This is a genomic window from Corynebacterium sp. KPL2838 (assembly GCF_040225455.1).
Lineage (GTDB): Bacteria > Actinomycetota > Actinomycetes > Mycobacteriales > Mycobacteriaceae > Corynebacterium > Corynebacterium rhinophilum.
In genome coordinates, this window is the sequence record NZ_JBEHFT010000016.1 from 1 (window position 1) to 26,136 (window position 26,136).

General features: G+C 58.2%; 27 protein-coding genes. 7 read left to right on the forward strand and 20 right to left on the reverse strand.

Annotated features, from left to right (window positions below; all coding sequences use genetic code 11):
- Nucleotides 1-94: 94 nt before the first annotated feature.
- The 3 genes from recX to ABRP98_RS06845 form a co-directional block, all read right to left on the reverse strand.
- On the reverse strand, nt 95-694 hold the full coding sequence (gene recX / locus ABRP98_RS06835; RefSeq protein WP_284853257.1) for a recombination regulator RecX: 600 nt from the start codon (nt 692-694) through the stop codon (nt 95-97).
- Nucleotides 695-733: 39 nt separating this feature from the next.
- Nucleotides 734-1,870: a recombinase RecA gene (gene recA / locus ABRP98_RS06840; RefSeq protein ID WP_005283473.1), complete on the reverse strand. Its 1,137-nt coding sequence runs from the start codon at nt 1,868-1,870 to the stop codon at nt 734-736.
- A gap of 180 nt (nt 1,871-2,050) precedes the next feature.
- Nucleotides 2,051-2,266 carry a DUF3046 domain-containing protein gene (locus ABRP98_RS06845; RefSeq protein ID WP_284769643.1) on the reverse strand — a complete coding sequence of 72 codons (216 nt, stop codon included), beginning with the start codon at nt 2,264-2,266 and terminating at the stop codon, nt 2,051-2,053.
- 130 nt (nt 2,267-2,396) lie between these two features.
- Between ABRP98_RS06845 and ABRP98_RS06850 the strand changes: the two genes are divergently transcribed.
- From ABRP98_RS06850 to ABRP98_RS06860, 3 genes are read left to right on the forward strand one after another with little or no spacing between them, the layout of a single operon-like run.
- Nucleotides 2,397-2,960: a biotin transporter BioY gene (locus tag ABRP98_RS06850; protein WP_284782130.1), complete on the forward strand. Its 564-nt coding sequence runs from the start codon at nt 2,397-2,399 to the stop codon at nt 2,958-2,960.
- On the forward strand, nt 2,960-3,652 hold the full coding sequence (locus ABRP98_RS06855; RefSeq protein WP_349858245.1) for an energy-coupling factor ABC transporter ATP-binding protein: 693 nt from the start codon (nt 2,960-2,962) through the stop codon (nt 3,650-3,652). The genes ABRP98_RS06850 and ABRP98_RS06855 overlap by 1 nt, the downstream gene beginning before the upstream one ends.
- A 14-nt stretch (nt 3,653-3,666) precedes the next feature.
- Nucleotides 3,667-4,290 carry an energy-coupling factor transporter transmembrane component T family protein gene (locus tag ABRP98_RS06860; protein WP_349858247.1) on the forward strand — a complete coding sequence of 208 codons (624 nt, stop codon included), beginning with the start codon at nt 3,667-3,669 and terminating at the stop codon, nt 4,288-4,290.
- Between the two features lie 124 nt (nt 4,291-4,414).
- On the opposite strand, the gene ABRP98_RS06865 is transcribed toward ABRP98_RS06860, so the two are convergent.
- From ABRP98_RS06865 to pgsA, 4 genes are all read right to left on the reverse strand, one after another.
- Complete coding sequence (locus ABRP98_RS06865; protein WP_284769640.1) at nt 4,415-5,272, reverse strand: PspA/IM30 family protein; 858 nt, start codon at nt 5,270-5,272, stop codon at nt 4,415-4,417.
- A 133-nt stretch (nt 5,273-5,405) separates the two neighbouring features.
- Complete coding sequence (locus tag ABRP98_RS06870) at nt 5,406-5,783, reverse strand: helix-turn-helix domain-containing protein (RefSeq protein WP_005278839.1); 378 nt, start codon at nt 5,781-5,783, stop codon at nt 5,406-5,408.
- An 8-nt stretch (nt 5,784-5,791) separates the two neighbouring features.
- Entirely contained in the window at nt 5,792-6,307 is a 516-nt protein-coding gene (locus tag ABRP98_RS06875; RefSeq protein WP_349858249.1) for a CinA family protein, read from the reverse strand.
- Between the two features lie 5 nt (nt 6,308-6,312).
- Entirely contained in the window at nt 6,313-6,897 is a 585-nt protein-coding gene (gene pgsA / locus ABRP98_RS06880) for a CDP-diacylglycerol--glycerol-3-phosphate 3-phosphatidyltransferase (protein ID WP_284769638.1), read from the reverse strand.
- 59 nt (nt 6,898-6,956) lie between these two features.
- Here pgsA and ABRP98_RS06885 point away from each other — a divergent pair, with 59 nt between their 5' ends.
- Nucleotides 6,957-7,247 carry a YciI family protein gene (locus ABRP98_RS06885; protein ID WP_284849967.1) on the forward strand — a complete coding sequence of 97 codons (291 nt, stop codon included), beginning with the start codon at nt 6,957-6,959 and terminating at the stop codon, nt 7,245-7,247.
- Between the two features lie 4 nt (nt 7,248-7,251).
- Here ABRP98_RS06885 and ABRP98_RS06890 read toward each other — a convergent pair whose 3' ends face one another.
- The 7 genes from ABRP98_RS06890 to dapB form a co-directional block, all read right to left on the reverse strand.
- Nucleotides 7,252-8,373 (reverse strand): TerC/Alx family metal homeostasis membrane protein, encoded by a 1,122-nt coding sequence (locus tag ABRP98_RS06890; RefSeq protein WP_349858252.1) that lies wholly within the window; start codon nt 8,371-8,373, stop codon nt 7,252-7,254.
- Nucleotides 8,374-8,542: 169 nt separating this feature from the next.
- Nucleotides 8,543-11,785, reverse strand: coding sequence for an FtsK/SpoIIIE family DNA translocase (locus tag ABRP98_RS06895; RefSeq protein WP_502878789.1), 3,243 nt, complete (start codon nt 11,783-11,785; stop codon nt 8,543-8,545).
- 272 nt (nt 11,786-12,057) lie between these two features.
- Nucleotides 12,058-12,696, reverse strand: coding sequence for a TIGR03085 family metal-binding protein (locus ABRP98_RS06900; protein ID WP_349858313.1), 639 nt, complete (start codon nt 12,694-12,696; stop codon nt 12,058-12,060).
- A 65-nt stretch (nt 12,697-12,761) separates the two neighbouring features.
- Nucleotides 12,762-14,915: a ribonuclease J gene (locus ABRP98_RS06905; protein ID WP_349858255.1), complete on the reverse strand. Its 2,154-nt coding sequence runs from the start codon at nt 14,913-14,915 to the stop codon at nt 12,762-12,764.
- Nucleotides 14,916-14,917: 2 nt separating this feature from the next.
- On the reverse strand, nt 14,918-15,826 hold the full coding sequence (gene dapA / locus ABRP98_RS06910) for a 4-hydroxy-tetrahydrodipicolinate synthase (RefSeq protein ID WP_349858257.1): 909 nt from the start codon (nt 15,824-15,826) through the stop codon (nt 14,918-14,920).
- Between the two features lie 54 nt (nt 15,827-15,880).
- Nucleotides 15,881-16,627 carry an FAD-dependent thymidylate synthase gene (thyX, locus tag ABRP98_RS06915; RefSeq protein ID WP_349858260.1) on the reverse strand — a complete coding sequence of 249 codons (747 nt, stop codon included), beginning with the start codon at nt 16,625-16,627 and terminating at the stop codon, nt 15,881-15,883.
- Between the two features lie 4 nt (nt 16,628-16,631).
- Entirely contained in the window at nt 16,632-17,378 is a 747-nt protein-coding gene (dapB, locus tag ABRP98_RS06920; RefSeq protein WP_284782137.1) for a 4-hydroxy-tetrahydrodipicolinate reductase, read from the reverse strand.
- Between the two features lie 125 nt (nt 17,379-17,503).
- Here dapB and ABRP98_RS06925 point away from each other — a divergent pair, with 125 nt between their 5' ends.
- On the forward strand, nt 17,504-17,893 hold the full coding sequence (locus tag ABRP98_RS06925) for a VOC family protein (protein ID WP_005278808.1): 390 nt from the start codon (nt 17,504-17,506) through the stop codon (nt 17,891-17,893).
- A gap of 117 nt (nt 17,894-18,010) precedes the next feature.
- Nucleotides 18,011-18,742, forward strand: a complete 732-nt coding sequence (locus ABRP98_RS06930) for an AMIN-like domain-containing (lipo)protein (protein ID WP_349858263.1) — start codon at nt 18,011-18,013, stop codon at nt 18,740-18,742.
- Nucleotides 18,743-18,827: 85 nt separating this feature from the next.
- Here ABRP98_RS06930 and ABRP98_RS06935 read toward each other — a convergent pair whose 3' ends face one another.
- The 4 genes from ABRP98_RS06935 to ABRP98_RS06950 all read right to left on the reverse strand — a co-directional run bounded on the left by ABRP98_RS06935 (nt 18,828) and on the right by ABRP98_RS06950 (nt 23,671).
- Entirely contained in the window at nt 18,828-21,074 is a 2,247-nt protein-coding gene (locus tag ABRP98_RS06935; RefSeq protein ID WP_349858266.1) for a polyribonucleotide nucleotidyltransferase, read from the reverse strand.
- Between the two features lie 213 nt (nt 21,075-21,287).
- Nucleotides 21,288-21,557 (reverse strand): 30S ribosomal protein S15, encoded by a 270-nt coding sequence (gene rpsO, locus ABRP98_RS06940; RefSeq protein ID WP_005278802.1) that lies wholly within the window; start codon nt 21,555-21,557, stop codon nt 21,288-21,290.
- Between the two features lie 149 nt (nt 21,558-21,706).
- The gene (locus tag ABRP98_RS06945; RefSeq protein WP_349858268.1) at nt 21,707-22,648 is read right to left on the reverse strand and encodes a nucleoside hydrolase; all 942 of its coding nucleotides are present in this window, start codon (nt 22,646-22,648) and stop codon (nt 21,707-21,709) included.
- A complete protein-coding gene (locus ABRP98_RS06950) occupies nt 22,649-23,671 on the reverse strand; it encodes a bifunctional riboflavin kinase/FAD synthetase (RefSeq protein WP_349858271.1) in 1,023 nt (340 codons plus the stop codon).
- A 23-nt stretch (nt 23,672-23,694) separates the two neighbouring features.
- Here ABRP98_RS06950 and truB point away from each other — a divergent pair, with 23 nt between their 5' ends.
- Nucleotides 23,695-24,588, forward strand: a complete 894-nt coding sequence (gene truB / locus ABRP98_RS06955; RefSeq protein WP_349858274.1) for a tRNA pseudouridine(55) synthase TruB — start codon at nt 23,695-23,697, stop codon at nt 24,586-24,588.
- A 47-nt stretch (nt 24,589-24,635) separates the two neighbouring features.
- On the opposite strand, the gene ABRP98_RS06960 is transcribed toward truB, so the two are convergent.
- On the reverse strand, nt 24,636-25,310 hold the full coding sequence (locus ABRP98_RS06960; RefSeq protein WP_349858276.1) for a 4'-phosphopantetheinyl transferase family protein: 675 nt from the start codon (nt 25,308-25,310) through the stop codon (nt 24,636-24,638).
- On the reverse strand, nt 25,310-26,116 hold the full coding sequence (locus ABRP98_RS06965; RefSeq protein ID WP_284851999.1) for a metallophosphoesterase family protein: 807 nt from the start codon (nt 26,114-26,116) through the stop codon (nt 25,310-25,312). Before ABRP98_RS06965 ends, ABRP98_RS06960 begins: the two co-directional genes overlap by 1 nt.
- Between the last annotated feature and the right edge of the window lie 20 nt (nt 26,117-26,136).

Here is a 26,136-nt window from a genome sequence, read left to right on the forward strand (position 1 = left end):
CCGCGTCAAAAAACTAACTGGACTCCGAGTCCAAAAAGTCAATGGACTCCGAGTCCAAAAAGTCACTAGACATCACACCACTAGGCGTACGGATTTAAGGAGAAGACAGCTCCTCGCACCGTTCCTCGAGGGCGCTAATGGCAATATTCAAAGACATTCCCTCGTTGAACCCACGGCGCGCCAATACGCCTACGATTCTGCGCAGCGCCTTATCCCGTTCCTTCCTATCCGCAGGAACGGATTTCAGGCTGCGCGCCTTCTTTTCCGCCAAGGCTCGGGCCATAGCTTCTTCATCGGCGGCATCAATTTGCTCGAGGGCTTCGTCTCTATCCGCTTGGCTTACGCCCTTTTCCCGGAGCTCGCGGTCGAGGACGCTGCGCGATTTCCCCCTCCGCTTATGCCGCTGCCGCACCCATTCGGCGGCAAAGGCGGCATCGTTAATGAGGCCCGCATGCGCTAAGTCATCGAGGACATCTTCAACCACCTCGGGGTCGAATTCGGCTTGAACTAGACGGTCATACAATTCCTGACGGGATCGCGAACGTTGATCCAGCAAACCCAAGGCGCGGGAGCGAACCTTGGATTTTGCCTCCTCCGCCTCCCGATCAAAAAGCCCGCCCCCGGCTTCTCCTTTTTCATAGGCCTCAAGGGCCTGGCGGAGTTGCTCTAACTTTTCAGGGGCGGGTTGATTCATAGCGCGGGTTAAAAGCGATGGGATTGCAGGTGGACAGGATTAGTCGTCATCGAAGTCGACGTTCGGGACCAAATCTACGGATTCATCCGTCAATGGGTCATCGGAGCCGGGGACATCCATGGCGGTAGCTTCTTCACCATTTGCCGCCTCTTCCCCAATGCCGAGCTTCTGGAAGATCTTCTTTTCGATCTCATTGGCAAGGTCTGGGTTGTCCTTAAGGAAGGAGCGGGCCTTCTCCTTACCTTGGCCCAATTGATCGCCTTCGTAAGTAAACCAGGAGCCGGACTTGCGGATGAAGCCATTTTCAACGCCGAGATCAATGATGGAAGACTCCCGAGAGATACCCTCGCCGTACATGATGTCGAACTCGGCGATCTTGAATGGTGGGGAGACCTTATTCTTTACCACCTTGAGCTTTGTGCGGTTGCCAATGGCGTCTTGGCCATCCTTCAGGGTCTGGATACGGCGGATATCGCAGCGCACGGAGGAATAGAACTTCAGCGCCTTACCACCGGTGGTGGTCTCCGGGGAACCGAACATCACACCAATCTTTTCGCGCAGCTGGTTGATGAAGATTGCGGTGGTGCCAGAGTTGTATAGCGCACCGGTCATCTTGCGCAAGGCCTGGGACATAAGGCGGGCTTGCAGGCCCACGTGGCTATCGCCCATCTCGCCTTCAATTTCCGCCTTTGGGGTCAACGCCGCCACGGAGTCCACAACGATAATGTCGATGGCGCCGGAGCGCACCAGCATATCTGCGATTTCTAGGGCCTGCTCACCCGTATCAGGCTGGGATACGAGGAGGTTATCGGTGTCGACACCAAGCAGGCGTGCATATTGGGGGTCGAGGGCGTGCTCGGCATCGATAAACGCTGCAATGCCGCCGTCTTTTTGTGCCGAGGCAATTGCGTGCAGTGCCACCGTCGTCTTACCAGAGGACTCTGGGCCATAGATTTCCACAATTCGGCCACGGGGAAAGCCGCCGATACCCAGTGCCACGTCGATTGCCGTGTTGCCGGAAGAAATGGCCTTGATGGGCGGGCGGTCATCATCGCCCAAGCGCATAACGGCGCCTTTGCCATAATCCTTTTCGATCATGGCCATAGCTGCATCTAGCGCCTTCTGGCGGTCATCTCCCTTGGTTGCGGCTGAGGATGATTTCTTTTTCGTTGCCATTGTTATAAATCCTTATCTCGTATGACACTGCGTGAACACTTAATTAGACTGCTGCAGAGCCCTAAATGGTTCCGCCCTCATTGCAATCCCACTGTAGTCGCCCACACCGACACCCCAACTAGAGTACATACATCTGTTCGAATATCGAAAATGGACACGCCTTTTCGGTTTCTCTAAACCCTATAAAGTTGGGTAATCTACGCCGAGACGGCGCTCTTGGGGGACATCGAAGTCATCGCACAGCCCTATCCAGACACGGCGGGGATCGACGCCACGTTCGATAAGTTCATCTGGCGTTCCATTGAGCGCAGATAAAACATGCGAATGGCTAATCCACGCCCCTTTTGATTCGCCAAATTCATCCACAACCAATTGGTGGTACTCCGTCAATCGCATGCGCGCAATCCTACCCACCACCATGGAAATTTTTCCAAAACCTTTACCAGGACCCTAAAAATGTTGTACTTGAACAACGTTCAAATACGCATGTCTACAGCGCCTTTACCCAAGATGCTAATCTTTTCCCATGCAGAAGAACTCCGTGGCAACCACCATTGCCTATGTTGCGGTATTTACCGCCCTCGTTATCGTTTTAGCCTTCGTTTCTATCCCCGTAGGCACCGCCGGCGTCCCCATCGTCTTGCAAAACGCCGCGCTCATTTTGGCCGGACTCATCTTAGGCGGCAAACGCGGCGGCTACGTTGGGCTCCTATTCCTCTTTCTTGGTTTGGCATTGCCAGTTTTGGCAGGTGGTGGCACCACGCTCCGCGCGCTCGCCGGCCCCACCGTGGGATACATCGTCGGATACGTGCTCTCCCCAATCGTCGCAGGCGCCATTGCTTACCGCGCCCCACGCGGAAAGGGCGGCATGACCATTGTTCTCGCTATCGCGGCCATCGCAGGCCTCCTGGTGCAGTACACCTGTGGCGCGATCGGCTTGATGCTTCGCTCCGGATTGGACATCGGCCCGGCCATCGCGGCGCAAGGCCCGTTCGTCCTCGTTGACACTGCAAAACTCATCGTGGCCATCATCATCGCCGTCGGTGTTCACTCCGCATTCCCCGACCTGATGGGTAAGAAGGCCTCCTAGTGCCCACCATCGACTTTTCCTCGGTGACAGTAGCCTTTGATGAGACGGTGGTCCTCGATGACATCAACCTCACTTTAAGCGAGCAGAGGATCGGCATCATCGGTCAAAATGGCGGCGGAAAGTCCACGCTGACCCGGCTAATCAATGGCCTGGGTGAGCCCTCCGCGGGTACCGTCACCGTCGACGGCATAAATCCCAGCGAGCAGGGCAAAAAGGTGCGCGAAAAGGTGGGTTTCGTTTTTTCTGATGCCGAAAATCAGATCGTCATGCCAAACGTGCGCGATGACATCGCTTTTTCGCTGCGCCGTTTCAAGTTATCTAAGGCCGAGCGCACTGCGCGAGTCGATGCCGCCCTAGAGCGGTTCGGGCTTCTAGACTTCGCCGAACGTTCCCCGCACACGCTATCTGGTGGACAGAAACAATTACTCGCCTTAGCCGCCGTACTGGTCATTGACCCAGTTCTCATCATCGCCGATGAGCCAACGACGCTGCTCGACCTTCGCAATCGCGACCGCATTAAGCGCGAGTTCGCACAGCTCGACCAGCAGCTCATCGTGGTTACTCACGATCTGGAATTTCTCACGGATTTTGACCGCGTCATCTGCATCGATGACCACAAGGTTGCCGCCGATGGAGCTCCCCAAGAGGTCATCGATTTTTACCGAGACCTCATGGCGCAACGGCCACTCTAGAAAGTCACCACCTAATGACTCGCCGCAAAACCAATATTCCGCTTTCCGTGTACGTTCCGGGCACGACGGTAATCCACCGGATGAAGCCAAGCTGGAAAATACTCATCCTGCTGGTATTTATCCTGGTTACCAGCATCTTTTTCGACTCTTTGCCGTGGGCTGGCGGCGCGGTAATTGCCGCAGCGTTGACGTATATCGTTGCCCGCATTCCCCCACATATTGCGTGGAGCCAACTCTGGCCGCCCCTGATAATCCTCATTCCTCTTGCCGGGTTCCAGTGGTGGGCGAAAGATTTTGGCTACGCCGCCGTGATGTTCCTCAACATCTTGGCCGCCATGATTCTGGCCTTCTTATTAACGCTTACCTCAACGGTCGACGCGCTCATGGAGTCCCTGGAGGAATCCCTCCAGCCGCTTAAACGATTCGGCGTCCCAGTAGAAAACATCAGCTTGGCGATGTCACTGACAATCCGCCTCATCCCCCTCATGTTCGAAACGGTCTATGAGGTTCTCGATGCCCGGAAGGCGCGCGGGGCTGGGTTTTCCCCCTCGGCGTTTGTTACGCCCGTCATCATCCGCTCTATTCGGCGCGCTCGGGCCATTGGCGAGGCCCTCCAGGCCCGCGGCGTCGGAGACTAAGGCAACAAAGGCACATGCCCGACTAGCACCAAAAGCCTCCGCCTTCCCCCACCGCTCGGAGCGGGAAAGGAAAGATCGGAGGCTTTTGCGCAGTTTGCGTAATGAAGAGCGAGGGGTGAGGGAGTTACTCTCCGCGTAGCTCGCGCAGGCGGGCCTGGACGGCGTCATCATTAGACGTCGGCTGAGCGGCCTGATCCGCAGCGGAACCAGAGGCCTTATTGCCCTCGATAGCCTGAGTGCGGTTGCCTTCCACCGACTTCGTGGAGTTCATCTCACTACGGATCTGCTCCAAACGGGAGTGCCCGGCCATCTGGATGCCTGCTTGCTGAACCTCCGCCATACGGTTTTCGACAGAATTTTCCGCCAATTCCGCCTGCCCCAAAGCCTTGGAGTAACGGCGCTCGATTTTATCGCGCACAGCATCAAGCGAAGGCGTGTTGCCACCGGCCGAGAGCTCGTTCATGGAGTTCAGAGACTCAGAAACCTTTTCCTGCATCTTTGCCTGCTCAAGCTGCGATAGCAGCTTCGAACGCTCATCAACCTTTTGACGCAGGGCGGCATTATTGCGTTCTACAGCGCGCTTTGCCTGCTCAGCTTGTTGCAATGCCTGGTCATGGAGCTTCTTCGTGTCCTCGACAGACTCCTCTGCGGTCACCAACTGAGCGGCAAAGGCCTCAGCGGCGTTCTCGTACTCCACGGCCTTGCTCTCATCGCCATTAGCGCGTGCCTTATCGGCAAGCTCGAGCGCCTGGCGGGTATTGCCCTGCAGCTTTTCGACCTCGGCTAGACGTCGGTTAAGTTGCATCTCCAGCTGGCGTTGATTGCCGATGACCGCTGCGGCTTGCTGCGATAGCTCTTGATGCTGACGTTGGGCATCTTCGATGGCCTGCTCAATCTGAATTTTCGGATCGGCATTCTCCTCGATTTTATTATCGAACAGTGCCATGAGGTACTTCCAACCCTTAACAAATGGATTCGCCATTATGCTCTAGACCTTTCTAAGGAATGTGGGAATGCGTCGCGTTGTCGTGTTTATAGTAGCCCGACGCCTAGGGCTCTGCCGCCACTAATCGCAGGTATCCACCGCGGCTACTCTCTTCAGAGTCGCGCACGCGTTAAAGCTCAGAAGCAGCCGGCGCAGTATGCGCGAGCTCTTCATCCATCGAGGGCAGCGCCATATAACCGGCAGCCTCGATCAGGACATCCGATACAGACGCGTCGAGCGCATGGCACACGGAGGCCAATAGCTCAGAAGAAACTTCCTTGCGGCCTCGCTCGAGCTCCGACAAGTAGCCCGGTGACACGCGGGCAACGCTAGCCAATTCGCGCAGGGTAACTGACTTATCCGCGCGGAATGCACGCAGGGTCAAGCCCAATGCTTCACGCAAAAGTGGTTCTGGGGCGCGGGCAGGTTGTGGCGCCGATGGTGCCGCTGCCGCAGGTTCCGCGGCAGTCTGCGCCGAGTGGTCGAGGACTGCTGTAGAAATGTTCATCGTAAGTTTTAACGCTCCTTCGATGAAATTTGTTCCCCACTGATAGGAAAATTTTTGATGATCGCACCAAGTTGGGCGATCGCAGCTCCTACCGTGGCTTTTCTAATTTCGTTGCGTGCAGTACCCAAGTCGCGCAGGCAATAAGACTGCGCTATGCGGTCGGCAGAATAGATTCCTAAAAATACCGTGCCGGGATCTTTTCCTTCTTGTTTGTCCGGCCCAGCAACACCGGTAAGCCCTATCCCCCAATCGGCCCCAGTTTCCGCGGTGGCGGCGCGGGCCATATCGACTGCGGTTTCGCCAGAGACGACGCCCATGCGCTCGATCTCTGAGACTGGTTTATGCAAGAAGTGAGATTTTACCTCGGTGGCATAGGTGATAAGGCCGCCACGCAAGACGGCAGACGCCCCAGGCACCGAAGCGATGGTAGCGCTGGCTAAGCCGGCGGTCAGTGATTCACAAAAGGCCACGGACTCGTGGCGCGCTGTCAATAAGGCAACGAGGTCAGATTCTGTGAAGGTCATTGCGTTTAGCTATTTTGCTTCTGGCCGTCGATGAGATACTGCACGCCGGTAACGACAGTTACCACAACGGCCATCCACATGATGAAGGAGGTAGGAATATCCATCCACGAGGGAAGCGGCCACAAGTATAGACCCACGGCGAAGGACTGCAGGACGGTCTTCAACTTGCCGCCTTTAGAGGCCGGGACGACCTTTCCGCGGCGCAGCAGGGCCATGCGCCAGATGGTGATGCCGAATTCTCGGATCAAGATAATGACGGTGATCCAGACCGAAAGCTGATCGACGATATTAAGGCAGACCAGCGCTGTGGTCATGAGCGCTTTATCAGCAATGGGATCGGCAATCTTGCCAAAATCAGTAATCAACCCGCGGGCGCGGGCAATATCGCCATCGAGCTTATCCGTGAGCATTAATGCGGCGAAGACGCCGAAAGACCACCACTGGTGGCCACCGATGACCAGCCATGCAAAGACCGGAATGAAAACGATACGCAGGCAGGTAAGGACATTTGGCAGATTCCAATTAGAGACCTGCGGATTCACATCCGAGGACTGCGCTGACTGTGCTCCGGGTTGATTCACCCTATACATACTACCCGCTTGGGTTCTGGTCTCGCGGCACACTCCCCCGAGAATTTATACTGGGAGGTATGAAATATTTTGCAGTCAATTATGAATACAACCCAGCCAATCCAGAGATAGCGAAGGTGCGCCCTGCCCACCGCGAGTTTACTGGGAAGTTATTTGATGAGGGCACCATCGTGGCCTCGGGACCGTTCACGGATTCCCAGGGAGGCGCACTCATCATTGTGCGCTTTGACGCTGATGACACCCAGGTTGCCGATGTCATCCAGCTGATGAACGGTGACCCCTTCTATCAAGAAGGATGCCTCCAGGGCCGAAGCTTCCGCGAGTGGAACCCGGTCAAAGCCCGCTTTTAGCCCCCTAGTTGGGTAGATCTTCTTTGGGCAGCTCCTCGGCCTTGCCCAAGTAATCCCCGCGGGTATTGCGCACGATCTTATTTCCTTCCTCATCCCAGTCGTAGCGGTTGTGGGAGACAGCCACTACGCCTTGGGTCTTATCGCGCATGTTCTTAATAACCGATGCAAGAACGGTGATGACCAGAACTCCAACGATGACCACTAGCGAGCCGATGGTGGAAATTTCCGGCACGGATTCGATATTGTCGCCGCCATTGATAAACGGCAGGTTATTCTCATGCAATGCGTGGAAAAGCAGCTTGACGCCGATGAAGCCCAGGATGATGCCCAGGCCGTAAGGCAGGTAGACGAGGCGGTCCAAGAGGCCATCGATAAGAAAGTACATTTGGCGCAGGCCCATCAGCGCAAATGCGTTGGTGGTGAAGACCAAAAACGCCTCCGAGGTGATGCCGTAGATTGCCGGGATGGAATCGAAGGCAAACATGACATCGATAAGCCCGATGGATACCAGCGCGACGAAAAGCGGCGTGAAGGCAAACTTGCCCTTCTTAGAGCCATCGTCTGCACGGTGGGTGAGCTTGTCCCCGTGGTACTGCGGGGTAACATCTACCGCCTTGCGCACGAGCTTGATGATGGCCATATCGTTCGGGTTGGTCTCCGGCGCGTTCCGAATCTCATCGATGACCAACTTGATGGCGGTGTAGAGCAAGAAGATGGCGAAGAGGTAGAAGATATCGGACCACGCCGCGATAACCGCCGCGCCCAGCAGGATGAATACCAAGCGAAAGAAAAGGGCGATGATGATGCCGATGAGCAGCACCTTTTGTTGATATTTGCGCGGGATTTTAAAGGACCCCATGATAAGCGCGAATACGAAGAGGTTATCCACAGAGAGCGCTTGCTCGGTGACATAACCGGTAAAGAACTGGATGCCGTGCTCATGGCCCCAAACGGCCCAGACGACGCCGCCAAAAACTACGGCGACGGCAATATAGAAAAGGGTCCACAGGCCCGACTCTTTCAAGGTGGGCTCATGTGGGCTGCGCACGTGAGAATAAAAGTCGAATATAAAAAAGGCTAAAATCACCGCACCGGTGACCAGCCACACCCACAATGGAATATTCATCGCGAGATCCCTCCGGTCGAATTTACTTTAAGAAAGTGACCGGAGGTCTCCCCCGCCCAGCGACTATTCCTTGCTGGGCCGACACGACCGGGAGCGCCAGGCTACCGTGTTGACGATCTATGCCGTATGTGGGGTACTCCCCTCCAAGACCGTGACTATCTTACACTACTTAGAATGCTCCGGACGATGGGTTATAGGTTGCTTGCACCGTCCGCGTATCGGAATTGGGCGCATCGGGGGCATCGGAAGTAGCAGACTCTGCAGAATCGCCCGCATCATCGTCTGCCTCTTCTTGGTTCATCTCGTCCTGGATTTCCTTGGGGGCATCGGCAGGATCGGCGCCCTTAATCATCCACAGGATGGTGTCGAGCTCTTCGGGCTTGACCAGCACCTCGCGGGCCTTGGAGCCTTCCGATGGCCCCACGACACCGCGCGATTCCATCAGATCCATCAGGCGGCCCGCCTTGGCAAAGCCGATGCGCAGCTTGCGCTGCAGCATTGAGGTGGAACCCAGCTGGGCGGTCACCACAAGTTCGACGGCCTCGAGGAGGTCATCCATGTCCTTGCCGATGTCATCGTCGATTTCCTTCTTCGCCTCGGACTGCTTTTCCTCGGTCACGCCCTCGGTGTAGTTCGGGGCAGCCTGGGATTTGGCGGCTTCGACGACATCCATGACCTCGTCATCGGAAACGAATGCGCCCTGCATGCGCACTGGGCGCTTTCCCTGCGGGATGAATAGGCCATCGCCCATGCCGATGAGCTTTTCCGCACCGCCTTGGTCCAAGATGACGCGAGAGTCGGTCAAGGACGAGGTAGCAAAGGCCAAGCGGGAAGGCACGTTGGTCTTGATCAGGCCGGTGACCACATCGACGGACGGGCGCTGGGTAGCAAGCACCAAGTGGATGCCGGCAGCGCGGGCCTTCTGGGTGATGCGAACGATGGAGTCCTCAATTTCCTTCGGGGCGGTCATCATCAAATCCGCCAGCTCGTCTACGACGCAGACGATATAAGGATAAGGACGAACCTCGCGCTCGGAACCGGCCGGTGCCTGGTACTCGCCGGAGACTACCTTGCGGTTATAGTCCTCGATCTTGCGCACGCGCGCGGCCTTCATATCCATGTAGCGCTGCTCCATCTCTTCCACTAGCCACTGGAGTGCCGCAGCGGCCTTCTTCGGCTGGGTGATGATGGGCGTAATCAAGTGCGGGATGCCTTCATACGGCGTGAGCTCGACCATCTTTGGATCGACGAGGATCAGGCGCACCTGCTCCGGGGTGGCGCGGGTCAGCAGCGAAACCAGCATGGAGTTCACGAATGCAGACTTACCGGAACCGGTGGCACCGGCAACCAGCAAGTGCGGCATCTTCTGCACGGAAAAGGACGTGTATTCACCCTCGATGTCCTTGCCCAGGCCAATCAACATTGGATCCGGGGACGAAGTCATGCTAGGCGCATCCAAGACCTCGCGCAGGTGGACCATTTCCCGGTCCGGGTTAGGCACCTCAATGCCCACCGCGGACTTGCCTGGAATCGGCGTAAGCAAACGCAGGTTATCGGTCGCTACGGCATAGGCCAGGTTGGATTGCAGGTTCGTAATCTTTGAGACCTTCACGCCTGGTCCAAGTTCAATCTCATAGCGGGTCACCGTGGGGCCACGGCTAAAGCCCGTTACCTGAGCATTGACGTTGAACTCTTCGAAGACATCAGTAATGGCCTCAATGATGCGGTCATTGATCTCGGTGCGTTCCTTCGCAGGCGTACCAGGGGTAAGGAGATCTGTAGAGGGCACCGCATAGTTGTCGTTGCCAAACTGCGCTGGGGCGGGCGCTTGGGGTTGCGCGGCAGGCTGCTCCGCCGCAGCGGATTCTACCTGTGCGCCGGTGGCGGCATCGCGACCAGAGCGCTCACGGAACAGGCGCCGAGCCTCCTCGTGCGCCGAAGACACGGCGTCAGATCCGGCCTTGGCAGCACCTGCGGCAGCCGCGCCCGCGGCGGCTCCAGCAGCACCGGCAGCAGCGGCACCGGCTGCAGCACCGTTGGCCTTGCCAGCGGCACCAGCAGCACCAGCAGCGCCGGCCACCCCAGAAGCAGCAGCACCAGCGGCACGGGCGGCGCGACCAGCGCGCGAAGCTGCATCGCCCTTCTTGCGGCCGGCAGAAGACCCGCCAGTGGCAGCACCCAAAACGCGGGTGGGCTCACTTTCTGGCAGCGCCGGTTGGGTGGATTCGGAGTCCTCTGTGTATTCGGCGTCGTCTACGGCCGGGAAGGCATCGGTATCCCCCATGCTGGACTCCGTGCCGTATCCCAGTTCTTCGTCGCTGCGGTCTACGGGCTCATAACCCGCACGGACTGGGGTGTTGAAGGCGACGGTGTGGTCGTCTGCGGGGGCATCGTCAAGCGACTGCACCGGATAGGAGCTGCCGGTCTTGCGCAGGGCGGACGTGCCGCGACGCTTCGGCGCAGGACGCTCGGAGCGCTCGCGGCCATGTGCAATATCGTCGATATCGCCAGACACGTGGCCGTAGAGATCGTCATCGTCGGCCTCGTCGTAGTCCGCCTCGCTGCCGCCAAAGCGGGACAAGGCCGAGCGCAGCGAATCCGCCACGAGCTCGTAGGCCTCGCGGATGGTGATTCCCGTAACCAGCAGCGCGCCGTAAATGATGACGAGGAAGAGCAGGGGTACTGCAACATACGAGGTAAACGCGGCATCCAGAATCCCGCCGATTGCAAAGCCGACGATACCGCCGGCCCCGCCTGCGGTATCGGTGGTAAATCCGAGCGGCGGATTACCGGCAAAGATGTGGATGAGGCTCAGCATCGCCAGCACGATGATCGTCGTGCCGCCCGCAATGCGCGGATTAATGCGCCCGGATGGACCATCCATTTCCATCATGAGCGAAATGGCCAGCGCGACGAGCGCAATGGGAAGCACCCACGCGCCGGCGCCGATGACGTAGCGCACCAGGTTGCCCACCCAGGCGCCCACCTGGCCGGCGACGCCAAACCATACGGTGGCGGCGAGGACGATGGCTACGCCGATGAGCACCAGGGCAACCGCATCCGGATTATTGACTCGCAACCCGCCCTGAGAAGGAGTCGCCGCCTCCTCGGCAGCCTGTGCCTCCTCCTCGGCTGCGATATCGCGCGCGCGAGTTACCTTACTTTTCTTCTTTTTCCCGGCGCTATCAGAAATTTCCTGTGGCTCCCTTGTTCTCTCGAAATCCTCCGTGCCGTCAGCAGTTACATCCTGGCTCGGCTTCAGGCCCGCAAGGCCATTGCCTAGGCCGCGGGCAACATTGCCCATTCCGCGCGCGGTGGCACCAAATGCAGAGCCAAGCCCCTTGCCGACGGCCCGAAATGCGCTCCCCGTACGCTCTTGCGTCGTTCCTGCCGCGCGCCCAGACGAGGTCATCTCCAGGGTCTCTGGCACACCGGCGCTGGACTGGCTGCGGCCAGACGGGCGCGACCGGTTGGCTTTCCGGGCAGGCGCGCTTTTCGATGCTCGCGTCTGGTTGCGGCGCGATCCGCGCGAGGAGGCATTTTTGACAGACATGTCATTTACCTTAACCGGAAAACCCCACAAATCACATACGCCACACGCGTGGCACGGTCAGCAAACTGGAAATTATGCAGTGTCTGCGTCAAAATGTTGCCGCCTGGCCAGGAAAAGTGCCTATTTCTAGGCTAGAGGGTTGACATTTCAATGGCGGACTCATCGCCATTGATGGTGACTTGGACAACGTCGCGCCCGTACGCCCACCGCAGTAGTTCCCCGACCTCCCCGCTGACGCGGACCACACGATCACCACGATCGGCCACCCCGTGCTTATCCGCCACGACGATGCGCGGCAGCCCATCCGGTTGCAGGATGACCGGTTGGGTGGACTTGCGCAGGCTAAATTTAGCCCAGATCTTCAAAAAGCGGTGCAGCTTCTTCTGTACCGCAGCGGAAAAATCGCGCGGTTCGGTCTCGCCATTGGCGCGGCGAATATCCTCGTGATGGATAAAATGCTCGGCCAAATTCTGCTGGGAATCAAGTAAGCGTGCGGGGTTGAACTTTGCCGGTCCCCTCCCCCAGGCATCGACAAGCTCATCGAAATCGCGGCGGGCGACCTTGGCGGATTCCTTGTCCAGGTGAGACTTAAAGACCGAAAGGAACATGCCCGCGGCAGCATCGGGACGGTTTTCGCGCACCCAGAGGTGAGTAACTAAGTCGCGCGTGGTCCAGCCCTCACACAACGTGGGGGCATCTGGACCTAACTGATGAAAAAGCGCGACCATCTTGGCGCGTTCGGAAGATGAAAACGACATGTGCCCCAGCATACCGAGGACATCGAAATGCTGGGGCACAGAAATTATGCCGGGATTAAATCCTTTTGTAGGAGAATCTACAGGGACTCGCGGCTGGCGTCGACATCGGCGTCATCGGCAAGCAGCGTCCCGGAATTCGTCGGCACGATGGTGGGCAAAATGACCGGCTCGCGCTTGTACTTGGAATCCATGAGCTTGGAAACCTTGCGGCGCAGCTTTTGCACCATCCGGTAGGTGTCATTCTCACCCTCTGCAGCGAGGTCGTTCATGGTGTTTTCCACCATCTCTGCCACCTCGGGCACGACGCCGCGGTCATCGTCGGAGAAGCCGGTGGTCGCGACCGTCGGGTGCTCTAGCAAGCGAGAGGTGCGGTTATCGATCACGCAGGTAATGGATACCACGCCGCCGGCGCCTAGGTTGGTGCGATCTGCCAAGGTATCGGCATCGACATCGCCCATGGACACGCCATCGACGTAGAGGTGGCCAACCTGCAGCTGGCCGACGACCTCCGCGCGGCCCTTGCGCAGATCCACCACGACGCCGTTTTGCGCCAAGACCGTCCGGTCGCGGGCAACGCCGGTAGAAATCGCCAATTCCTTATTGGCGCGCAGGTGGCGCCACTCGCCGTGGACCGGCATGGCATTGCGCGGGCGCGCCGCGTTGTACAGGAAGAGCAGCTCACCGGAGTAGCCGTGGCCGGAAGCGTGCACCTTGACGTCCTGGTTGGTGATGACGTTGGCACCAATCTGGGACAGCATATTGATAACGCCGAAGACGGCCTCTTCGTTGCCCGGAATGAGCGAGGACGAGAAGATGATGGTATCGCCATCGCGCACCGTAATCTGGCGGTGCTCGCGGCGGGCCATACGTGAGAGCGCAGCCATCGGCTCACCCTGCGTACCGGTGGTGATGAGCATGGTCTTGTGCGGGGCCATCTTCGCGGCCTCATCGATGGGGATAATCGTGCCGCGCGGCACCTTCAGAAAGCCCATCTTTTCCGCAATTTCCATATTGCGCATCATCGAACGGCCGTTGAAGGCCACCTTGCGGCCATTGGCCACGGCAGCATCGATGGCGGCCTGCACGCGGTAGACGTTCGAGGCGAAGGAAGCCAAGATGACACGCTGCTTCGCGTTAGCCACCAAGCGCTTGAAGTTGGCAGGGATATCGCCCTCGGAGGCAGATACGCCCGGCACCGTGGCGTTGGTGGAATCGCACAGCATGAGGTCAACGCCCTCGTCGCCGTAACGAGACAGCGCCGGAAGGTCGGTCGGACGGTTATCCAACGGGGTCTGGTCCAGCTTGATATCACCGGTGTGGATGATGTTACCGGCCGGGGTGCCCAGCATGATGCCGAGTGCATCAGGCACGGAGTGGTTAACCGCCCAGAAGCGAACGCGGAAGCAGCCGTAGGTCACGTCGGACTTCTCGTTAACCTCGACGAACTTCGGCTTCTGGCGGTGTTCCTTACACTTCGCCGCAATAAGCGCGATGGTGAAACGGGAGGCAACGATGGGAATATCCGGGCGCAGCTTCAACAGCCACGGGATGGCACCAATGTGATCCTCGTGGGCGTGGGTAACCACGAGGGCCTTTACCTTGTTGATCTTCTTTTCAATCGGCCCGAAGTCCGGCAGGATGAGATCCACGCCAGGCTCGCCGGAGGATGGGAAGAGCACTCCGCAGTCAATGATGAGCAGCTCATCGCCGTACTCAAAGACAGTCATATTGCGGCCGATTTCAGAAATTCCGCCCAAAGCGTAGATGCGCAGGGTATCTTTCGCCTGCTTCGGCGGTTCCGGCAGGCGCTTGGTCAGATCCGCGCCCTGCATCGACTTCGGCACATTGCGGCGGCCGCGGTTGTTGTTGCGGCCACGGCCTTTGCCATTGCCGTTCTTTCCGTTGCCACCGTTGTTGTTCTTGTTATTGCCACCTTGGCCATTGCCGCCGTGGTTATTTCCCTGGCCATGGCCATTATTGCCGTTTCCGCCACGGCCACGGCCGCGGCCGCCGCGGGAACGCGAGCGACGTCCGTTGTTATCGCCATCGTTCTTGTTATCGGACGAGTTGTTCCGGCCAGAGTTGGCCTGGTCTTCGTTTCCGGCAGTGCCGGCGTTATTGGCAGGGGCCTGAAATACGGGCGAAGCCGCCTCGTTGGAGGCGGTCTCAGTTTCCGAAGGTGGACCCGCCTTGCGGGTGACCTTGCGGGAACGGTTACGGGGTTCAGTCATTCTTAAAGGACTCCAGATTGTTCCAAATCACGGCGAAGTACCTCGCGTTCCTCCTCGCTCGCGGCGGTGATAGGAAGGCGGGGCTCGCCAACTTCAAAGCCCTGCAGGCGCAGAGCTTCCTTTGCAAATGTCGCTCCGCCCAACCGCGCTTGAGCGCGGGTCAGTGGAAGAAGCGTTGAGTAATTTATTTCTTGCGCGCGGGCCAAATCGCCCGCATCGAAAGCTTCATAGAGTTCTACCAAGGCACGCGGTGCGGCGTGACCGATAACGGAGATGAAACCCGAAGCGCCGAGGGACAGCCACGGCAGGTTAATCGGATCATCACCGGAGTACCACGCCAAATCGGTTTCTTGGATGAGTTCTGCGGCCGCAGAAAGATCGCCCTTGGCATCTTTCACGGCTTGGATAGTCGGCAATTCCGCAAGGCGTCGGAGCGTATCCGACGCCACTGGGATGCCCGAGCGGCCAGGGATGTCATAGACGCAAATCGGCAGATCCGTTGAATCAGCAACTGCGGCAAAATGCTCGTAGACGCCCTGTTGGGAGGGCTTGGAATAATACGGAGTCACCACGAGCAAACTATCGGCTCCGGCGGCGGCGGAAGCTTGGGCCACCTCGATGGAGGTGGCGGTATTATTCGTTCCGGCGCCCGCACAGATCCGGACGCGGTCTCCTACTTCCTCTTTTACGGCCTTGAGCAGCTCCAACTTTTCGTCCAAGGACGTGGTTGGAGACTCGCCCGTCGTTCCACCCAAGATGAGTGAATCCACGCCGTTGTCTACGAGATGAGCTGCCAGGCGGCGACCCGCTTCTACATCCAGCGCACCGTCACGATCAAACGGAGTGACCATGGCGACGCCAATGCGACCGAAGGTGTCAACGCCAGTCTTTGCTGTCATACCTGTGCTCATAGCCGTCAAGGTTACCCGCTAGGGCACCTTTTGGCCGCATCGGGGTGCCGCGTGTTAAGCGTAAGGGCTTGCGGCCATCTGCGTTCCATCGGCCAACGTGGTGATATGGAAGTCATCGAAAAGCGCGGGTGCTTGCCCCTGCAAATGCTTCAAACACTCCACCGCCACGTGGCGCAATTCCGTATCGGCGTGCTCGGCCGCCCGGGCCCCAATGAAGTGACGCCACGCGCGGTAATTCCCGGTCACGACGAGCCTAGTTTCCGTTGCATTGGGCAATACCGCGCGCGCCGCCTGCCGCGCCTGCTTCTTCCGCAGCAGCGCATTCGGCTCATCAAGCTTTTCTTCCAAGGCTTCTAGTAGCTCATCGTAGACAAAGCGGGTTTCATCGACCGCCTGCATTACCAACCGGCGCAATTGTTCATCTTGTTCCACCAGCTTGGGCAGCGCTACTTGCGTCTCCTTTGGATGCACAAAGCGCTGGGATAGCTGCGAGAAGGAAAAATGCCGGTGTCGAACCAATTCATGGCTGGCAGAGCGCGAGAGCCCCGTGATGTACATCGTCGCCGTGGCGTGTTCCAATAGCGCCGTATGACCTACCTCCATGATGTGGTGCAGGTAGGCGGAATTCGTAGCGGTGCGCGAGTTGGGCTTGTCAAAAGACTCATAACACGCCCGTCCGGCGAATTCGACGAGGGCCTCGCCGTCAGTCGCCGTGTCATCAGCGCTCCACTGCGTTCCCTGCGGCGGATGAAACTCGGTAGCGGCAATGAGCTGGATTTTTAGCTCACTCGCAGTGGCCATACCGCTACAGCCCCAGGTACTTGTCTAGCCCGACGACCAATCCTGGGTGCTGCGCAATCTCCCGCACGCCGACCAGTACGCCGGGAGTAAAGGAGGAACGATCGTAAGAATCCTGGCGGATGGTCAGAGACTGTCCCTGCGCACCGAAAATGACCTCTTCGTGGGCCACCATGCCGCGGGTACGCACGGCATGCACCGGGATTCCGTCTACATTTGCGCCGCGCGCGCCATCGAGAGACTTTTCGGTTGCATCCGGCATCTCCCCCAGGTCGGCGTCGCGGCGCGCTTGGGCAATGGCTTCTGCGGTGTGGATAGCGGTGCCGGAAGGCGCATCCAGCTTGGTGGGGTGGTGAAATTCCACGACCTCAGCAGTCTCAAAGAACTTCGCTGCCTGCTTAGCAAGCACCATTGTCATGACAGCAGAGATAGCGAAATTAGGTGCGATCAGCACGTTGCCAGCACCTTCTTGGCGGGTCCACTGCTCAACCTGGTCCAAGCGCTCTTTATCAAAGCCAGTGGTACCCACCACGCAGTGGATGCCGTTCGCGATGCAAAACTCCAAGTTTCCCATCACCGAATCAGGCTGGGTGAAGTCCACGATGACCTCTGCATGATTATCAACTAATTGCTGCAGATCATCCCCGCGGCTAATTTCCGCTACGAGCTCTAAATCATCTTCGGCATTCACGCCTTCAACAATCGCCTTGCCGACGCGCCCTTGCGCTCCCAAGATTCCTACTTTGATCGCCATTGTGGGCCTCACTTTCTTAACAACTTTGCGTTAAAATTCTACTTGTTTAACTATCCTATCGCGCTCGCTCATGCGCGGCGGGCAGCCCTCCGGACACCAGAAATACCACTGCTAGACTGGCTGCCATGCAGATTTATATTGCTTCCGTTCCAGTAGATGACGTTGCTCGTGCCCACGATTTCTATGTCGATGTCCTTGGCTTCCGCGTAAAAGATGACGTCACACACGGCGATTTCCGGTGGCTGACGGTCACCAACGCCGACGGTGATGGCAGCGTTGAATTGCTGCTTGAGCCCAAGGGTCACCCAGCCGCCAAGACGTACACCGAGGCGCTGAAGGCGGATAATATCCCGGTCACCCAATTCTTGTCGCAGGATGTGGAGAAAGAATACGCCGAACTAAAGGACAAGGGCGTGGACTTTACCATGGAGCCCACCGACGTTGGACCCTCCATCATCGCGGTCTTTGACGATACCGTGGGCAACCTCATCCAGCTCGTCCAGTTGAAGCGTTAGTCCACACCTTCGCTAGTTTTCTTTGTACAACAATTGCATCACTTCCCCAGTTGAGCCACTTGTGTACCGGTAGAATTGAAAGAGACAACAAGGTAGACAACCTAGGAAGTGGTCACAATGTCTCGATCTACTCTCACCCGCGTTATCGCTGCTGGCGCCGGTATAAGCTGCATGCTCTCATTGGCTGCTTGCGCTAGCCCCAGCGATGACAAGGCCGCCGATGCCTCATTTGCCACGCAGGAGGAATCAACCAGTTCCACTGCAGAGTCGACGACGTCATCGGCAAAGAAGTCAGAGCCTTCTACCACGACCACTGCCGATGACCCAACCAAGACGGTAGAAGACACCGCCCCGTTAAGCCACAATCAACAAAAGGCGCAAGGCAATAATCCAAAGCCGGCTTTTGGTGGCATGGGCACGCCCTCCCTCGAGGATCAACACCACCTTCCTCCTGGATTGGGTGGCCTCGTTCCCACAGAGATCCGGGTAGCCGCGCACGATTCTTTCACCCGCGTCGTGGTCGACCTTGAAGGAGACGGCGAAGCCGGGTGGTTTACCACCTATACGGATCAGCCCGCCCACCAGGCCTCGGGACTTCCTGTCGAGGTAAAAGGCGCTACATTCCTCAACCTTGGCATCGAGGGCACCCCGTGGCCATCGACGCCAGAGTTGGAGCAAAAGTTCATGGATACTGGCATCACCCCAGGTGCCGGCGTTGTGCAAGAGATCAACTACACCACCACCTTCGAGGCGCAGACGCAGTTGATCATCGGCCTGAAGAAGCAAACGCCGTATTCCGTGACCTTCCTACAGAACCCCAAACGCCTCGTGCTTGATTTCCAAAATTAGGTGATCATAGCGAAGGCATAGAAATGGCCCTGTTTCCCAGCATGTACGGGAAACAGGGCCACTGCTCTAAAGAGCGTCTGAGGGATTAGTCCTCTACTGGCACCAAGGAGATCTTGCCGCGGTTATCAATATCCGCGATTTCTACCTGTACCTTATCGCCAACGTTTACGACATCTTCGACCTTCTCGATGCGCTCGTCCCCACCCAGGTTGGAGATGTGGATCAATCCATCGCGGCCTGGGATCAAGGAAACGAAGGCGCCGAATGGAACGGTCTTGACTACCGTGCCGAGAAAGCGCTCGCCCACCTTGGGCAACTGCGGGTTGGCAATGGAGTTAACCTTTTCAATCGCAGCGTCTGCGGCCTCGCCGGTAACTGCAGAGATGTAGACCGTGCCATCGTCCTCAATCGAGACATCAGCACCGGTATCTTCGGTGATCTGGTTGATGGTCTTGCCCTTAGGGCCGATGAGCTCACCGATCTTGTTGACCGGAATCTTCACCGAGGTGATCTTCGGGGCTAGGCCAGACATCTCATCTGGGGAATCGATGACCTCAGCCATGGTTTCCAGAATGGTTGCGCGGGCATCGCGGGCCTGCTCGAGCGCCTGAGCCAAGACCTTAGACGGAATGCCGTCCAGCTTCGTGTCCAGCTGCAGCGCGGTAATGAATTCGGAGGTACCCGCAACCTTGAAGTCCATGTCACCGAAGGCGTCCTCGGCACCGAGGATATCGGTCAGTGCGACAAACTTTTCCTTGCCCTTGACCTCACCGGAAACCAGGCCCATGGCGATGCCGGCTACCGGCGCCTTGAGCGGAACACCCGCGTTGTAGAGGGACAGGGTGGACGCACAGACAGAGCCCATGGAGGTGGAACCATTGGAGCCGAGTGCCTCAGAGACCTGGCGGATGGCATACGGGAAATCCTCGCGGGACGGGATGACCGGAAGCAGGGCGCGCTCGGCGAGCGCACCGTGGCCGATTTCGCGGCGCTTGGGCGAGCCCACGCGGCCGGTCTCACCGGTAGAAAATGGCGGGAAGTTGTAGTGGTGCATGTAACGCTTGGACTCGATAGGAGTAAGCGAGTCGATCTGCTGCTCCATCTTCAACATATCCAGGGTGGTGACACCGAGGATCTGCGTCTCACCGCGCTCGAACAAGGAAGAACCGTGCGCGCGTGGTACCAAGTCAACTTCAACGGACAGGTCGCGGATATCGGTCAGCCCGCGGCCATCGATGCGGAAGCCATCGGTCAAGATCTTGCGGCGAACGATCTTCTTCATGACCTCGTTATAAGCAGCGCGAATCTGCTTGGAGGCCACTGCCTCTTCCAGGTCAGCAAACTGCGGCAGCAGGTCTTGTTCAACCTGCTCCATGTGTTCATTCGTAGCCTCGTCGCGCTCCTGCTTGCCCGGGATCGTCAGCAAACTCTCCAGCTTCTTGGAAGCGGCCTTTTCCACGGCGGCGAAGACATCGTCTTCATACGCTGGGAAGAGCGGGAACTCCTGGGTCTCCTTGGCGGTGCGCTCTGCCAGACCGTTCTGGGCCTCACACAGGGTCTTAATGAACGGCTTGGCTGCCTCGAGGCCCTCGGCGACGGCGGCTTCTTGCGGTGCCGGGGCGCCATCGGCAATGCGCTCAGCAACGTTGGTGCCGGCGCCAGCTTCCACCATCATGATGGCGACGTCTTCTTTACGGCCCTTAGTAACGATGCGGCCTGCAACCACCATTTCAAAGAGCGCGCGCTCGTGCTGCTCGTGGTTCGGGAACGCCACCCACTGGCCTTCTGGGTGCTTGTCATCAGCGATGAGCGCCATGCGCACGCCGCCGACGGCGCCGGAGACCGGCAGGCCGGAAAGCTGGGTTGCTGCGGACGCGCCGTTAATGGCTACGACGTCATAGTACTCTTCTGGGTCCTGCGACAGGACGGTGATGACCACCTGCACTTCGTTGCGCAGGCCCTTGACAAAGGTGGGGCGCAGCGGGCGGTCGATGAGGCGGCACGCCAAGATGGCCTCGGTGGAGGGACGCCCCTCGCGGCGGAAGAAGGAGCCGGGGATCTTGCCGGCTGCGTACATGCGCTCTTCCACGTCCACGGTAAGTGGGAAGAAGTCAAAGTTCTCGCGCGGCTGGTTCGAGGCAGTCGTGGTGGCCAGCAGCATCGTGTCATCGTCGAGGTACGTGGTTACGGAACCATCTGCTTGGCGGGCCAGCTGGCCGGTTTCGAAACGAACGGTGCGGGTACCAAAGTCCCCATTGTCGAGGACAGCGATAGCTTCGGTAATACCGAATTCTTCATCGATATTGAACTCTACGGAGTTCTGAACGCTCATCTAGTAAATCTCCTTGAATGTTTTAGGCGATCGTCGGTGCCGCCTTTTCCACATTGTTTTTGACAACGGTGAAAATTCTAACAGAGATTCCGTACTTTTGAGCTACGGCAATTACAAACGCCCCTCTCCTCACAAGGATAAAGTGGGTAATAAAACCACTAATTCCCCTTGCCGCAAGGCAAGGGGAATAATTCGGCCGCAGCCGCGTCGCAATTAGCGGCGCAGGCCCAGGCGGGAAATCAGATCACGGTAGCGATCCACGTTGTTTTCTGCCAAGTACTTCAGCAGGCCACGACGACGACCAACCATCAGCAGCAGACCACGACGGGAGTGGTGATCGTGCTTGTGGAACTTCAGGTGCTCGGTCAAAGTATTGATGCGGGAGGTCAGCAGGGCAACCTGTGCCTCGGGGGAACCGGTGTCGGTCTCGTGCAGGCCGTACTCCTTGAGGATTTCGGCCTTCTTCTCAGTGGTCAATGCCATGAGTATTTCTCCTTTATTTCAGTCCACACTATTCTTCAACGCGCAGCGCCGCCGTGGCGAGCTCCGCGTGCCGCAACTGTCGTGAACCACAGTCGCTAAGCCAAATCGTCATCTTACAGCCAATTAGCGCGGCAAATCAAAACGCTGCACTACTTGGCGCCCACCGTCCGGAAAAGTTCTTCGAGGTAGTCCACGAATTCATGGACGAAGCGTTCGTTGTCCACGCCCACGGCCACCTTCGCGGTAGGTTCCTGGCTCAGCCGGGTTTCATCGGCAATGGTGCGCCCGCGGGTGGGGCCTTGCGTATCCGTTTTCATATTGGTTTCGATGACCTCTACCAACGACGGATCTGCGGCTACCGCCACGGCCAGCGGATCGTGCAGACCGCAACCTCCCAAGTGGGGAGCCGTGGTGGCATAAGCGCGAATGTAGTAATCCACCATATCGGCGAAAACCTCGCCCGCGGTCGTTCCGGTCTCCCGCCAGCGCGCGGTTTCTTTTTCCGTCAACAGGGTGCGCAAGGTGACATCTAGGCCGACCATGGTGACATCTTGGCTGTGGCGGAAGAGGTAATCGGTGGCATCCGGGTCTTGGGAAATATTGGCCTCTGCCCACGCGGAGACGTTGCCAGGAACGGTCAGCGCTCCGCCCATCATGACGATGTGGGCGTTGGCGGCAAAGGTGGCATCGGCAAGCATAGCCTGGGCGATGGTCGTCGACGGACCTGTAGGAATAATGACCAGGTCATCACCGTAATCGCGCACGGCCTGCAAGAGGAAATCCGTGGCCGGCTGCGTGTCCTCGGTCTTACCGGACGGGCTAAGCGCGACCTCGCCCACGCCATTCTGGCCGTGGATGAAGGAGGAAATCTCGCTGGGCTGGAAACCGTCCGGGCTGGGCCCCGCAAAGACCGGGATATCAGGCCTATCCAGCAATTCCAGCAGCGCCAGGGTATTGCGCACCGCCAGCGGCACCGTGACGTTGCCATAAGTGCAGGTCACTCCAATGAGCTCAAGATCGGGGTGGGCCAGGGCATAAGCCAAGGCCAAAGCATCATCAATGCCGGTATCAAGATCGAGGATGGCCTTCATTTACTTCTCCTTTAAGAAATAGTCGTCGCTATTGCAGCCCTGCGCACGAGCATCGGCAGCCAGCACCTTGCGGGCGGCTGCGACGTCCTGAGCCATGGCTTCCAAAAGCTCATCGACGGAATGAAACTTCACCATATCCCGCAGGTGGCCCACGAATTTCACGGTTGCCTCATAGCCATAAAGATCGGCATCGCGGTCCAAGACAAAAGACTCCACGGACCGTTCTTCATCACCAAAGGTGGGATTCGTGCCAACAGAAATCGCAGCGGCATAGGCTACTTCGGGCTGCATATCCCCATCGAGGGGCGAATCAGAATGCACAATAAACCAACCGGCATAGACCCCGTCCGCGGGAATGGCTACGGTATCCGGGAAATATTGATTAGCCGTGGGAAATCCCAGTTCCTTGCCACCGCGCCCCGCACCGCGCACCACAGGACCAGTGACCGTAAAGTGCCGGCCAAGCGCCCAATTCGCCGATTCTATTGCGCCCCGGGACAAGCTTTGGCGAATATAGGTGGAACAAATCTGCACGCCGTCTTCATCCAGGAGCGGGATGATATCGACGCTAAATCCAAACTCCTCCCCCAGCTGCCGCATGGCTTCCGCGGTGCCGCTGGCCCCAGCGCCAAAGGTGAAGTTCTCCCCCACCACCACGTGGTGCGCATGGAGTTTGCCCACCAAGAGGTCGCGCACATAGGGGCGCGGCTCCACGCCCTCTAGTTCCTTGGTGAAGTCAATGACAAGCACCATCTCGATGCCCATTTCTTCCGCGAGCTCTAGCCTGCGCTCGAAACTCACCACAGACAGCGGCGCGCGCTCCGGCAAGAAAACGGAGACCGGGTGCGGGTCAAAGGTCACCATGACGGGGACCTGATTATTCGCCCGCGCGTGTTTCACACAGGCAGAAACGAGCTGTTGATGGCCGCGGTGCAAGCCATCGAAGACGCCAATGGTTACCGAGGTCGGCCCCACATCCGCGGGGATGTCATCGATTCCGTAACAAATATCCACGGAATCCATCGTAGAGCATAGACTTGTACCCTATGACTGATGCGCTCGCACATTCCGGACTTGTCATCGTTGATAAGCCTGCCGGCATGACCTCCCACGATGTTGTTAGCCGCCTACGCAGGTATTTTCACACCAAAAAGGTCGGCCATGCCGGCACCCTGGATCCCATGGCGACAGGGGTGCTGGTCCTCGGCATCGAACGCGGCACCAAATTCCTCGCGCACATGGTCGCCTCCACCAAGTCTTATTCAGCTACCATCCGCCTCGGCGCTTCTACCACCACCGATGATGCCGAGGGCGAATTTCGCTGGGGCAAGCCTGCGGCCGCACTGCACCGTTCCGCCATCGAGGCCGAAGTTGCCGCATTGACCGGCGAGATTATGCAAAAGCCCGCCGCGGTGTCCGCCATCAAGATCAAGGGCAAAAGGGCGCATGAATTGGTGCGGGAGGGCAAAGAGGTAGATATCCCGGCCCGCCCGGTCACCGTCCACAGCTTTGATATTCATGACCTGCGCGCCGAGGGCGATTTTATTGACCTCGATGTATCCGTGGAGTGTTCCTCCGGCACCTATATCCGCTCCTTGGCGCGCGATATGGGCGAGGCCCTGGGCGTCGGCGGGCATTTAATCGCCCTGCGCCGCACTACGGTGGGGCCCTTTGCGCTTGCCGATGCCCACATGCTCGACGATCTTGCCGAAAACCCCAGCCTATCCTTGAGCCTCGATGAGGCGCTCAAGCGCAGTTTCCCCGTCCTGCCCGTCACCGAGGACGAGGCCGCCGCTTTAGCGATGGGCAAATGGTTAGAGCCGCGCGGGTTATCCGGGGTTCATGCCGCAGTAGCCCCCAATGGCCAGGCCATCGCGCTCATTAAAGAGAAGGGAAAAAGGTTGGCCACGGTCTTTGTGGCGCGGCCGTCCACCCTCTAAGTCGGTGGCTGAGGGCATTGCTCGAGGAGATCTGAGCGGGTTTCTGTTCAGGCTGAAAAATCAAGGGCCGGAACCAGCGTAGAAACCACGACATAACCGCCCTCTAGAATCCACTTCCCGGTGATAAACGGCACGGGCGTCGGGCGGGCCAGGATATAGGAGATAAAGGTTCCATCCTCGCGGATATCGATCTCTGCCTGATCGAAATCCAGCCACCGATGCGTCATGGGAAACCACGCCTTATAGGTGGCCTCCTTGGCGCAAAACAGCAGGCGGTCTGGGCAGTGCACCCCAGCCTTTTCTAGGCGGGGCAGCTGCGGCATTTCCCCGGCCCGAGCAATCATGGTCAAGACGTGATCGGGCAGGCGCTGCGCCGGCTCCGCATCAAGGCCAATGGAGCGAAAATCCGTGGTGGAGGCCACCACCGCTGCGCGCAGGCCCTCCGTATGCGTCATGGATCCAATGAATCCTTCGGGCCACAGCGGCATACCCCGCTCTCCGCGCATAATCGGGTTAGTACCTGTAAAGCCCAGATCGCGCAGGGCCTGGTGCGCACACCACCGGGCATCGCCAAATTCGGACTTCCGGATATCGACCGCCTGCGAGACTATGGACTGTTCCTTAGGGTCGAGCTGATCATAGTTGAGTAGGTCGGACTCGCGGGCATCCGTACGTACATAGCAATACCGGGTAGTTTCTGGGAACAGGTCGGGGTATAACATCAATTCACCTCCCCAAACGTCGAAGTAACTGGGTATGGCCACGGGATACGGTGCGGCTGGTTACGCCATTCGCGCGGGTAGCCTAAAGAGACCTCGATATGGTCTACCCCATCCACATTCATCTTTGAAGGCATGTGCAAGTGGCCGTAAATGACAGCTTCTGCCTTGTACCGTCGCGGCCACGAACGCGTATGCCGCGAGCCGCTCCACAGGGCAATCTCTGGAAAGCGCAGAACCATCGTAGGTTCTTGCACCAGTGGCCAGTGGTTAACCAAGATAGTTGGGCCCTGTACTCGGGATAAACGCTTAATGGAATACGCCAAGCGGTCCCAACACCATGCGCGCACGTCTACGAAGGGAGCGATTGCTACCTCATCGGTCATGACAAGCTTTTTAGAGTGTGCCTGCTGCACCGCTTCTTCCACCGAGGTACCCGGTGGGCGGAAACTGTAGTCATACAGGGTAAAAAGCGGCACAATCGTTATCCCATTAAAAGCCGGATAGGGGTCCTCTGGGGTGATAACGCCGATTTCCCGGCAGGCGGCCACCAGGTAATCGTATTTTTCGCGCCCCTTGTACTGGTCTTGGGAACGAGAAAATAACTCGTGATTGCCTGGTGCCCAAATGACGGTGTCATAGCGCGCGGCCAAGTCCCGCAAGATGCGCAGGATAAGCTCGCTGCGCTCTGCAACATCGCCTGCCACAATGAGCCAATCGGCCGGATCGGGTGGGTTAAGTTCTGCAATGCGCGCAAAATTTTCACGGATCGCGCCGTGCAAGTCTGCTACTGCCCATAGCGTTGGCATTACCGCTCCCACCCGCCTTG